General features: G+C 49.5%; 8 protein-coding genes and 2 riboswitches. Of the genes, 5 read left to right on the top strand and 3 right to left on the bottom strand.

Features of this window, described 5'->3' with window-relative positions; translation table 11 throughout:
• From ACESLK_RS26650 to ACESLK_RS26640, 3 genes are all read right to left on the bottom strand, one after another.
• On the bottom strand, window positions 1-2,618 hold a 2,618-nt coding region (locus ACESLK_RS26650), incomplete at its 3' end, for a Na+/H+ antiporter subunit A (protein WP_373232832.1).
• Between the two features lie 260 nt (window positions 2,619-2,878).
• Window positions 2,879-4,276 (bottom strand): TrkH family potassium uptake protein, encoded by a 1,398-nt coding sequence (locus ACESLK_RS26645; protein ID WP_373232831.1) that lies wholly within the window; start codon window positions 4,274-4,276, stop codon window positions 2,879-2,881.
• A 33-nt stretch (window positions 4,277-4,309) separates the two neighbouring features.
• Complete coding sequence (locus ACESLK_RS26640) at window positions 4,310-4,708, bottom strand: universal stress protein (protein ID WP_373232830.1); 399 nt, start codon at window positions 4,706-4,708, stop codon at window positions 4,310-4,312.
• A gap of 122 nt (window positions 4,709-4,830) precedes the next feature.
• Window positions 4,831-4,984, bottom strand: a riboswitch (cyclic di-AMP (ydaO/yuaA leader).
• 184 nt (window positions 4,985-5,168) lie between these two features.
• On the opposite strand from ACESLK_RS26640, the gene ACESLK_RS26635 reads away from it, so the two are divergent.
• From ACESLK_RS26635 to kdpC, 5 genes are all read left to right on the top strand, one after another.
• Window positions 5,169-6,533 carry a TrkH family potassium uptake protein gene (locus ACESLK_RS26635; protein WP_373232829.1) on the top strand — a complete coding sequence of 455 codons (1,365 nt, stop codon included), beginning with the start codon at window positions 5,169-5,171 and terminating at the stop codon, window positions 6,531-6,533.
• A gap of 155 nt (window positions 6,534-6,688) precedes the next feature.
• A riboswitch (cyclic di-AMP (ydaO/yuaA leader) is annotated at window positions 6,689-6,880 on the top strand.
• A 293-nt stretch (window positions 6,881-7,173) separates the two neighbouring features.
• Window positions 7,174-7,293, top strand: coding sequence for a potassium-transporting ATPase subunit F (locus ACESLK_RS26630; RefSeq protein WP_373232828.1), 120 nt, complete (start codon window positions 7,174-7,176; stop codon window positions 7,291-7,293).
• Window positions 7,294-7,321: 28 nt separating this feature from the next.
• The gene (kdpA, locus tag ACESLK_RS26625) at window positions 7,322-8,992 is read left to right on the top strand and encodes a potassium-transporting ATPase subunit KdpA (RefSeq protein WP_373232827.1); all 1,671 of its coding nucleotides are present in this window, start codon (window positions 7,322-7,324) and stop codon (window positions 8,990-8,992) included.
• A gap of 28 nt (window positions 8,993-9,020) precedes the next feature.
• On the top strand, window positions 9,021-11,048 hold the full coding sequence (gene kdpB / locus ACESLK_RS26620) for a potassium-transporting ATPase subunit KdpB (protein WP_373232826.1): 2,028 nt from the start codon (window positions 9,021-9,023) through the stop codon (window positions 11,046-11,048).
• A gap of 31 nt (window positions 11,049-11,079) precedes the next feature.
• Window positions 11,080-11,652, top strand: a complete 573-nt coding sequence (gene kdpC, locus ACESLK_RS26615; protein ID WP_373232825.1) for a potassium-transporting ATPase subunit KdpC — start codon at window positions 11,080-11,082, stop codon at window positions 11,650-11,652.
• Window positions 11,653-11,661 lie beyond the last annotated feature (9 nt).

The following is an 11,661-nucleotide window of genomic DNA, read 5'->3' as shown; positions in this document are numbered from 1 at the left end:
AACTTTTTGAAATCCAGAGGGACAACCTCTCGCATAGTTTTGATGCCGTAAGCCAAAGTCAAGAGTATGAGCGAGGATGCGGTCAATAACGCTCCGATGAATCCGCCTCCTGGGTTATGGTGTCCAGCAACAAACAAATACAACGATAGGGTCAATATGATAAATATGACGACCCTGGAGATCATTTGCAAGATGACATTGTTGCTTCTAACTTGCTGAAAAGGCTGCTGACGAATATCTGGGATCGGAGCGTCGCCTGTACGCTCTGCTTGCGGCCCCATACTGAGACGGATCAAGGCGTAAATGCCAAAAGAGGCAATTCCCAAAACGACTATTTCAAGCATGGTGTCGAATCCGCGGAAATCGACAAGAATGACATTGACGACGTTTTTCCCGCCTGCCATCTCGTAGCTGTATTTCAAATAATAGTCGGAGATCGATTCGAACAATCGGCTGCCGCTGACCTTCAGCGAGATTAGCGTCATGATGATGCCGACGCCGCCAGCTATCACTATGTTGGTCACTTTAAACGAGCGCTTCTTTGCTTCCCGTTTTAACTTGGGCAGGTGGAAGAAACAAAGCAGGAACAACGCAACCGAGACCGTCTCTACGATCATTTGCGTCAGAGCCAAATCCGGCGCCCTGAAAATAACGAAAAACAAAGTGACCATATAACCGACAGCGCCGGTCAAAATGATGGCTATCATTCTTGATTGGGCAAAAGGGATGGCGAGCACGGCGATAACAAGCACAAGGTTAATCACTATTTCGTATACGGATACCGAAGAAAAACGCGATAAATCCATGGCCGCGGAATCCGTACGGTAGAGCGCCCATCCTAACGAGAGGATGAAGAAAATAAACACATAGATCAAATAGTGCCGGATGGAGCCCGTCATGTAGCGATTCGTTAATCGGCGAGATCCATTATGAAGCAGTTTAAGACCGTTGTCATAAGCACGGTTAAGCGAGGCTCCGTCAAATAGCGGTTGATTAAGCGGCCGCAATCTGCGATGAGCGGCATACACGAAACTCCCAACCGCTACGACACCCATCGTCATAAACAGCTCCGGCGTCCAGCCATGCCATATACGGATGGAAACGTCAAACTTTTCGCCTGAAAGTAGAAGTCCCGGATGAATAGCGGCCATAGCCGGTTCAATGAGCGAATACGACAGCAGGTTTGGAAAAAGACCGAATACGACTGCCAATGAAGCAAGTATGACAGGAGAAAGCAGCATTCCCGTGGGAGCTTCGTGAGGCGGTTTTTCCAATTTCTCGAATTGAGGACGTCCGCTAAACGTTCTGAGAAGCAAGATCATGCTGTAAGCGAAAGTAAAGACGCTGGCAATCCAAGCCGCTACCGGAAAGAGAACTCCTATGGATTGCATATTCAAGAAGTCCAGGCTCATTATGGACAACAGCGCGGTATAGAACATTTCTTTACTGAGAAAGCCGTTAAACGGCGGCAGTCCCGCCATGGAGAAGGTCCCGATCAGCGCGATTGAAAACGTAATAGGCATGACAGATAGCAGGCCGCCCAGCTTGCGAATATTGCGGGTCCCCGTCTCATGGTCCACAATGCCGACAACCATAAACAATGCGCCTTTAAATATGGCGTGATTGATGAGATGGAAGATGGCGGCCAGCGTTGCTTGCGTATACAGCAAGCTGTCATGAGTACCGGAGTAGAACGCAGTGGCGGAGCCCATTCCTAGCAAGCTCATGATTAAGCCAAGTTGACTGATCGTCGAAAATGCGAGCAACGCTTTTAAATCCGTCTGCTTTATCGCGCGATAGGAACCGTACAGCAAGGTCGCGATTCCAACGACGGATACAAGCCAGAACCAGAGCGCGTTTCCTGCAAAAACAGGGCTTAACCGCGCAACCAGATAGATCCCCGCTTTTACCATTGTGGCCGAGTGAAGATAGGCGCTAACCGGCGTGGGAGCTTCCATGGCGTCGGGCAGCCAGATGTGAAAAGGAAACTGAGCCGATTTGGTGAAAGCCCCCAGCAAAATGAGCAGCAGGGTCGGAAGAAACAAGGAATGCTCCATGAGCGCTCCTGCACCGCCTATGATTTCCCTGACGCTTAATGTGCCGGACATGAGGTATAGCAGGATAAAACCGGCTAACATGGCCAGCCCGCCCAATACGGTAATAAGCAGCGACTTGAAAGCTCCGTATTTGGATTTTTCTCTTTTGTGCCAGAAAGCAATCAACAAAAATGAGGAAATGCTGGTCATTTCCCAAAAACCGTAAAGAACGATTAAATTATCCGATAATATGACGCCGAGCATTGCGCCCATAAAGAGCAACAAGTAGGCGTAAAAGGGACGGAGCGCTTCTTTGGTTTTGTCCAAATAGAAGATGGAGTACAGAACAACCAGTGATCCGATCCCGCTTATCAGCAGAGCGAACAATAAGGCCAACCCGTCTAACAGCACCGTGAACTGAACGCCTAATGACGGTATCCAGAGGATTGTGCTCAGGAAGGTTTCTCCGGATTGAATGGCAGGTATCTGCAATAGAAAGTACACAAACAATACAACGGGGACGGGAAGGATAAGCCAACCCGTATGATAAGGTTGCCGCAGCTTATACAGGACTGGGATCATTGCGGCAACGAGAATCGGTAAGATAATGGCAACGTGCAGCAGCAACGTTCGTTTCCTCCTTCATGGCAAATGAAAATCTACTTGTATCTTTTCCAAAAAAATGCAAAAAGAGCCCTTTGGTGGCAGGCTCCTCCGAAAAAAAATATCCGATTGTATTTGGCGCTATCTTTAATCTTAGCGTGGGACGGGGCAATTTGTCAAACGAAGAATGGATGCGTGTATTCAACCGGAACAAAAGCGACTTGAATATTGCACGCAAGTTAACCAATCAAAATATGATCTTCCGCATAACCGATTTTCGAGGAACGCTTCTTCTGCGCTAATGCGAAGGCAAGCGTGAGCGGACCGAGACGACCGACATACATCGAAAAAGTCACAATGACTTTCCCTGCAGATGACAATTCGCTCGTTAACCCCATGGAAAGCCCCGTTGTACTGAAAGCGGATGTCGCTTCGAACAGCACTTCCAGAAAATGATCTTCCAGCATGCCTTCGGAAATCGTGAGCAAGAGTGCGATAACCAGTACGGCAGCCAATGAACTCATCACGACGGCCAACGCCCGCATGACCGTCTCTTCCGTAATTTTTCGTTTGAAGGCATGAATCTGTCCGCCGCCGCGAAAGGTATTCACTGTGGCAAGAATAAGCACGACAAACGTATTGGTCTTGATGCCTCCACCCGTTCCTCCGGAAGCCGCTCCGATAAACATAAGGATGATGATAAAAAATTGTGACGCTGCAAGCATGCTGCCGATATCGATGGTGTTAAATCCTGCGCTTCTGGGTGTCGTCCCTTGGAAGAAGGCAGCAAGCGCGCGCTCTCCCGCGCCCAATTGACCGAAAGTGGCCGGGTTCCAGCTTTCCAGCAAGAAGAGGACAAGAAATCCGGCAGCGGTTAGAATCGCCGATGTAAGGAGAACGACCTTGGAGTGAAGGGACAGCTTTCTCCAGGAACGCTTTCGAAAGATATCCACGACAACCAGATAGCCAAGTCCACCTGAAATAAAGAGCAGAATAATCGTCAAATTAACGACGGGATCGCCGACAGAGGAAGACAAGCTGTCAGACCACAAGGCAAATCCCGCGTTGTTGAAAGCGGAGACCGAATGAAACAGCGCGTAATAAGCGGCCTGCCCCCATCCCATCTCGGCTTGCCAGCGAATCGTCAGTATCAGGGCCGCGAACGCTTCGAATGCAAAAGCAATAAGCACCATGTAGAGCGATAGTCTGACCAGACCTTGAGATGAAGTAGAATGAGTCGTTTGCTGGATGATCAGTCGTTGCTTTAAGCCGATTCTTTTGCCTAGAATAAGGGCTACCATGACGCCGAAGGTCATGAAGCCAAGTCCGCCCACTTGGATCATGATCATAATCACAACCTGCCCGAAGGTGGAAAAGACGCTGCCTGTATCGACTACGACGAGCCCGTTTACACAGATGGCGGAGGTAGCCGTGAACAACGCGTCAAGCAAGCCGATAGATTGGCCTGTTGAGGACGATTGCGGCAGGGTCAGCAGCAGGGCGCCAATCCAGATTAAGCAGAAAAAAACAATCAGGATTAGTTGAGGGGGACTCATTTTGTTTTTTAGCCAGTCAACGAGCAATACGACACGCCCGGAAGCGATTTGATACTTCACACGGTTACCGTTTTCTTTCATAGTCCTCCTCCAAGCGGCGGATGTCTTCGTCCGCTAAACAGCTACGATATGCAGATCCGTTTCTTCGATGCGGTTAAGCAATTCATTTACGAAAGAACCATGCGTAATTTCCTGCCATCGCGTTTGACCGGATTGGCCGATTATCAATTGGGTAATTTGAAGACGTTTGGCCGTCTCCGCTATGATTTCGCAAGCTTTCCGATTCTCGTTCGATTTCACGATAAACGTCGCCCCCCATTCCTCGCATTTTAGCTTCCATGCCGCCATCATTCGTTTTTGCTCCGGATCAAGCGTATCCTCTTGCACAGGAATGACGCTTAATACGAACAGCGGGCAGCGAAAAAGTTTGGCCAATTCTCCGCCGCGGCGAATGAGCCGTTCACTGTTAGGACCGTAGTATACGCAAACCATGAATTTTTCCTTGTTCTCCATAGTCTTGGACTCCCTTTATTGAAGGTTTATTTTTGAAAAACAAAAAAAGCCTGGTCGCAGAGAAATTCTGCTACCAAGCTTTGGGCTTTGCAATCCGGCGCATAACAAGCCAAAGTTGAAGAGCTTTCTCTCCCAAGCGCTGACGAGGTTAGCTGTCGGATTCGGGTTTGAGAGTACCCGTTCTTCCTGTTCAAGAAAGAATTCACCCCTGAAGCCGATGATCGGCTTCGATGGTTCCCCCGTTCCTCTATGAAGAGGATTAAGCGTCGATCGTATGGAATTGTCGTCCCCTATATTACGCCTGTAAGATTAAAAAGTAAATCCCTTTTTAACGGTAGACGCAGGGCATGGTATTGTTTTTGCAGCAGGAGTAAAATATGGCTATGGTATGTTCATACGATGTCTTCCATGAGTGGTTTCACAAAATAGAGAGCTTATCGAGAAGGGGAATGTATAGGAAATGTTCAGCCATCCGTTGCAGCCGTTCAAATCCAGGAAGCAGTTCCATTTAAGCTCTTCGCGTCTCATTCTACTGGGTTTTGCCGTCCCTATCCTCCTTGGCGCTTTTTTATTGGCCTTACCCGCAGCATCGTCAACGGGGGAAAGCATCGGATGGCTTAATGCCTTGTTCACCTCGACGTCCGCGGTCTGTGTAACCGGATTGGTTGTGGTGGACACAGGGACCGCATTCTCCGTTTTTGGCGAAGTGGTGATCATGTGTCTCATACAAATCGGCGGTCTGGGCTTTATGACCTTCGGTGTATTGGTGGCGGTCGTGTTGGGAAAGCAAATCGGCTTAAAAAACCGGCTGCTAATTCAGCAGTCGACGAACGCATTGTCGACGCAAGGCGTTGTAAGGCTTTCATTGGGCATCTTTCTGATTGCGTTTGTGATTGAATTCGTAAGCGCAGCGCTGCTCGCCTTTCGCTGGGCAGAAGAGATGGGCTGGATGCGGGCGATTTATTATGGCGTATTTCACTCCATTTCGTCTTTTAACAACGCCGGATTCGCTCTTTGGCCGGACAGCTTGAGCCGCTATGTCGGAGATCCTGTAGTCAACATTGTGATCACCTTGCTTTTTATTATCGGAGGACTGGGATTTACAGTTGTTTTGGATGTAGTCAGGCAAAGAAAGTGGAAGAAGTTATCGTTGCACTCCAAAGTCGTCATCTTGACTTCCGCTGCCCTTTGTCTTGTCGGTTTTATGGGCATCTTTCTGATTGAACTGTTCAACCCGGATACCTTCAGTTCGCTAACCTGGTCCGAAAAAATATGGGCGGGCTTTTTCCAGGGTGTGGTCACTCGAACGGCCGGATTCAATACGATTGATATAGCAACGATGATGACGGCTTCCCAATTTCTCATGATATTTCTCATGTTCATTGGCGCCTCTTCAGGATCAACAGGAGGGGGAATCAAAACGACCACGTTTGTTGTTCTTTTATTTACCGTCATTGCGATCATTAAAGGCAAGCAGGACGTTCAGATCCTGCAGAGACGAATTCCTCAGGCGCTTATCCTTCGTTCGTTGGCGGTGATGGTGATTTCGGTTGGAGTGGTGCTTTCCGCTGCGTTTCTGTTAACGTTAAGCGAACATAGCTTGCAGAAAAATTTTATGGAAGTGCTGTTTGAAGCAACGTCTGCTTTCGGGACGGTCGGGTTATCTATGGGGTTGACGTCGGAGCTCTCTCCGCTGGGAAAATGCATTATTATTCTGACGATGTATATCGGCAGGCTGGGGCCGTTAACGTTGGCTTTCGCTCTTTCTCAACGGGTTGTCCAACAGAAGTACCGGTTGCCTGAAGAGAAAATGCTCATTGGTTGAGGCGTAATGCAGAGATAATGAGTGCATAGTCGAGAAAATGAAAGAAAGATATCGGTTTGTTGATTGGAAATGACTGGCGGCTCGAAATTTCAAATACGGCTCTCCTTTACAAAAAAATGGAGCGGGCGTATGATAGGTCTCAAATCAATGAACAATGATTTTGAACGCTGAGTTTCCGTAAGGAAAACGGGGGAACCAAATGATGAGTGATGTCCGATGTGAGAGTCGGACGTCTATCATCCGGGGTGAATCCCGGAGCCAAGGAACCATGGATTCCTTGCTCCGGGTAGGGCGACTCTCACCGCCCGAATCCGTCAGCTAACCTCGTAAGCGTGGTGTTCGGACAGAGCTTGTCTTTTGCGCTGTCTGACGATGAGAGAGGATGATGACACTTGTGATCGTATGTTGACCACAGGGGCCAATGCCTCTGTGGTTTTTTGCGCCCAAAATCAGGATTGGGGCAAACAGCCGCTTACGCCCGAATCCGCCAGCTTGTTGCCCGTATGAAGGTGGAGGAGATCGGTCATGGCAGCACCGTTTAGGATGAAAACTGATGGTTTCGCAAGGAGGCAGACAGTATGGATATTCTCATGGTTGCGCTTGTTCTTGTCTTGACGCTCAGCATGGTCGGGCTTATGGCATGGGCTGGAAAGACCGTCTCGGAAGGAAGTGCGAAGGAATGACATGGGCGCTCGGCATCCTTATTGTCGGTGTATTCGGTTATTTGACTTACGTATTGTTGCATCCCCAAAAATTCTGATGGTCTGTTCGGGAAGGAGAACTTATCCATGGTAGCATTGATTGCCATTGGCATAACTTTATTGCTTGCGCTGTTGCTGGCTCGGCCGACAGGTTTGTACTTGGCTCAGGCATTCAGCGCAGAAAGAACGGGGCTGGACAAATGGTTCGGGCCGCTTGAAAAGCTGTTTTACCGATTGGGCGGCATTCGTGAAGAGAATCAGTCGTGGCAAAAATACGCCGCTGCCGCGCTGCTCAGCAACGGCGTCATGATTGCGCTGGTTTACCTTGTTTTTCGTACACAGGGGTATTTGCCGCTAAACCCGAGTGGTAACGAGAATATGGAGCCGACTTTGGCTCTTAATACGGCAATAAGTTTTATGACCAACACCAATCTGCAGCATTATAGCGGCGAAAGCGGATTATCCTATTTTGCGCAAATGATCGGCATCGTATTTATGATGTTCGCTGCGCCTGGTACCGCATTGGCCGTAGTGATGGCGTTTGTGCGGGGGTTGGCTGGCCGGCCAATGGGTAATTTTTTCGTCGATTTGACTCGCTCGATTACACGCGTTCTGCTGCCAATCGCTTTCATTGCAGCCCTTGTTTTCGTAGCGCTGGGAGTACCTCAGACGCTGGAGCCGTCTGCCGTCGCTCAAACACTGGATGGCGGAGAGCAGCATATTGCACGCGGACCTATGGCATCGTTCCTGTCGATTAAGGAACTTGGGAATAACGGCGGCGGATTTATGGGCGTCAATTCCGCGCATCCTTTTGAAAATCCGGGAGCGCTTAGCAATCTGATTCAAATTTTGCTTATGATGCTTCTCTGCACATCGTTGCCGTTTACGTATGGGAATATGGTTGGAAATGCCAAGCAAGGCCGCATTTTGTTCGTGTCAATGGCGATGTTGTTTGTCATCATGCTGGGTATTTCGCTTACCGCCGAACAAGCGGGCAATCCCGCGCTAAGCGAGCTTGGCGTTCGTACAGATCAAGGCAGCATGGAAGGCAAGGAGTTGCGATTTGGAGTGGCTCAATCCTCTTTGTATTCCGTTGTAACCACTGCGACCGAGACCGGGGCCGTTAACACGATGCACGATACACTGACTCCGGTTGCCGGATTGGTGACGATTGCCAATATGATGCTGAACACCATATTTGGCGGTGTCGGGGCCGGATTTATGAACGTGCTTATGTATGCGATGATCGCCGTCTTTTTATCGGGACTTATGGTGGGCAGAACCCCGGAGTTTTTGGGCAAAAAAATGGAAGGCAAGGAAATGAAGCTTATTGCCCTGACGATGCTCATTCCGCCATTCCTTATCCTGTTTCCCACTGCGATTGCATTGGTGGCTTACCCGGATACAGTGTCCAATCCCGGGTTTCATGGATTGACTCAAGCCATGTACGAATATACGTCTTCGGCAAGCAACAACGGCTCCGGATTTGAAGGGCTCGGCGACAATACACCGTTCTGGAATATTTCTACGGGAATCGTCATGTATATCGGCCGTTACTTTTCTATCGTAACCTTGCTTGCAGTGGCCGGTTCGCTTGCTGCGAAAAAGGCAGTTCCGGAAACAATCGGTACTTTCCGTACCGATACCGGACAATTTGCGATTGTGTTCTTGGGATCTGTGCTGATCGTAGGGGCGTTGACATTTTTTCCGGCACTTGTGCTGGGACCGATTGCCGAGCAATTGACGCTGAAGCCGTAGCTATACTGTTAGAGAGGAGACAAATACAATGAGTCAACGAAAAGCCACGATAAGTGGATCAATGATACAGCAAGCGCTCAAGGAGTCGTTTCTAAAACTTGAACCGCGAGTGATGATTCGCAATCCGATTATGTTTGTTGTCGAGATCGGTTTTGTCATTACACTGTTTCTTGTTTTTGTGCCGGAAGCGTTTGGAGGAGGAACGCCGGTCTGGTTTAATATTGCAGTTGCCCTGATCCTGCTCATCACGGTATTGTTCGCCAACTTTGCCGAAGCACTGGCTGAGGGCAGGGGGAAGGCGCAGGCCGCTTCGCTGAAACAGTCGAAAAAGGAAATGACGGCAAATAAAGTAACAGGTTCCGCTGTGAAGCAGGTTCCATCTACCGAACTGCGAAAAGGCGACATTGTGCTTGCCGCACAAGGACAATGGATTCCTGGCGACGGCGAGGTAATCGAGGGGCTGGCATCGGTTGACGAGTCGGCGATTACCGGCGAATCTGCTCCGGTAATCAAAGAAGCGGGAGGCGACTTCAGTTCGGTAACCGGGGGGACGCGCGTCCTTAGCGATCAGATCAAGATTCGCATTACAAGCGACCCGGGCGAATCGTTCCTGGATCGGATGATATCACTTGTCGAGGGCGCTAAACGGCAAAAGACGCCGAATGAGATCGCTTTGAATACGGTGCTTACCAGCTTGACGCTTATTTTTCTGATTGTCGTTGTTACACTGCCATTATACGGGCAATATCTTGGCGTGGAATTGGAAGTGCCCATGCTGATCGCCTTGCTCGTGTGTCTCATACCAACGACAATTGGCGGTCTGTTATCCGCTATCGGAATAGCCGGGATGGATAGAGTTACGCAGTTTAACGTCTTGGCGATGTCAGGCAAGGCGGTGGAAGCGGCAGGCGACATCGACACGATCATTTTGGACAAAACGGGAACGATAACTTACGGCAATCGGATGGCCAGCGAATTGATTCCGGTGGGCGGAGCGGCAGAAACAGAGGTCGGGCAATGGGCCGCAATCGGTTCGCTTCGGGATGAAACGCCGGAAGGTCGTTCTGTTCTGGAACTGATGAGTAATAGGGATATCCGGTATAACGAGCATTTAGCTACGGACGGACAATTTGTAGAATTTAAGGCTGAGACCCGGATGAGCGGAATTGATTTGCAGGATGGCCGAAAGGTGCGCAAAGGGGCCGTCGATGCCGTAAAGAAATGGGTAGCTGCGCAAGGAGGCGTTATCCCCGATGATTTGAACTCTGCCAGCGACCGAGTCTCTTCCGCGGGCGGAACACCGCTTGCTGTTGCGGTAGATCATCGGATTTATGGAGTCATTTATTTAAAGGATACGGTCAAGCCGGGCATGAGGGAACGGTTTGAACAGATGCGGCAGATGGGCATCAAGACGGTTATGTGTACAGGAGACAATCCGCTTACGGCTGCAACGATTGCCAGGGAAGCGGGTGTAGATGATTTCATAGCAGAGAGTAAGCCGGAAGATAAAATAGCGGTTATACGACGCGAGCAGGCGGCAGGCAAATTGGTGGCCATGACCGGAGATGGCACGAACGACGCGCCGGCATTGGCGCAGGCGGATGTCGGGATTGCGATGAACAGCGGTACTGTAGCTGCTAAAGAAGCGGCCAACATGGTCGATCTTGAGTCTGATCCGTCGAAGATCATTGAAGTGGTGGCAATCGGCAAGCAATTGCTTATGACGCGGGGCGCGCTTACCACATTCAGTATTGCCAACGATATTGCCAAATATTTTGCGATCATCCCCGCGATGTTTATGGTGGCGATCCCGGAGATGGATGCGCTCAATGTGATGAATCTGAATTCGCCCATGTCGGCGATTCTGTCGGCGCTTATATTCAACGCAATCCTCATTCCTTTGCTGATTCCGCTTGCGATGAAGGGAGTTGCCTACAAGCCTATTAGCTCCGCGAAGTTGTTACAGCGAAATTTGCTGGTGTATGGTGCGGGCGGAATTGTGGTGCCTTTCGCAGGAATTAAAATCATTGATTTAATGATTGGGGCATGGGTATAGAAATGAAGCAATCAAGAAGGGAAGAGCACAAATGCGAGTGATTGTGACAAGTTTTCGTATCAGTCTGGCGCTGATGATTTTCTGCGGCCTTCTGTACAATTTGGCTGTAACTGGAATTGCGCAGGCCGTCATGCCGGAACGGGCGGATGGAAGCCTCATTTACAATGAGCAGGGGCAATTAATCGGTTCGGAATTGATCGGACAAAGCTTTAACGATCCGAGTCTGTTCCATGGGCGTGAATCCAGCATAGGTTATAGCGCGGACGGCTCCGGCTCTCCAAACTATGCGCCGTCCAACACGGATATGTTTGATCGGGTACAACTATTTGTACAAAACTGGGAAGCAAACAATCCGGATGTTCCAATCGGCGAGGTGCCAGTCGACCTGATGACCAATTCGGGCTCGGGATTGGACCCTCACATTAGTCCGGATGCAGCTAAAGTGCAGATTCCGCGAATCGCTCAAAAGACAGGAATTGCGATAGAGCAGTTGGAATCGCTTGTGGTCGAATATACGGATTCAAGAGAGCTTGGGATTTTGGGAGAGCCGACCGTAAACGTATTAAAGTTGAATATGGCGTTGCAACGCCTGATGTCTTCATAAAGTTCATTT

The organism is Cohnella sp. (assembly GCF_041640265.1).
Lineage (GTDB): Bacteria > Bacillota > Bacilli > Paenibacillales > Paenibacillaceae > Cohnella.
Note: the sequence above shows the minus strand (reverse complement) of the source record. Positions and strands in the feature narration are given on the sequence as shown.

Coding starts and splice junctions, on each gene's coding strand:
- ACESLK_RS26645 (WP_373232831.1), bottom strand. CDS start 4,276: ATGAAAGAAAACGGTAACCGTGTGAAGTATCAAATCGCTTCCGGGCGT.
- kdpA (WP_373232827.1), top strand. CDS start 7,322: ATGGTAGCATTGATTGCCATTGGCATAACTTTATTGCTTGCGCTGTTG.
- kdpB (WP_373232826.1), top strand. CDS start 9,021: ATGAGTCAACGAAAAGCCACGATAAGTGGATCAATGATACAGCAAGCG.
- kdpC (WP_373232825.1), top strand. CDS start 11,080: ATGCGAGTGATTGTGACAAGTTTTCGTATCAGTCTGGCGCTGATGATT.
- ACESLK_RS26635 (WP_373232829.1), top strand. CDS start 5,169: ATGTTCAGCCATCCGTTGCAGCCGTTCAAATCCAGGAAGCAGTTCCAT.
- ACESLK_RS26630 (WP_373232828.1), top strand. CDS start 7,174: ATGGGCTGGAAAGACCGTCTCGGAAGGAAGTGCGAAGGAATGACATGG.
- ACESLK_RS26640 (WP_373232830.1), bottom strand. CDS start 4,708: ATGGAGAACAAGGAAAAATTCATGGTTTGCGTATACTACGGTCCTAAC.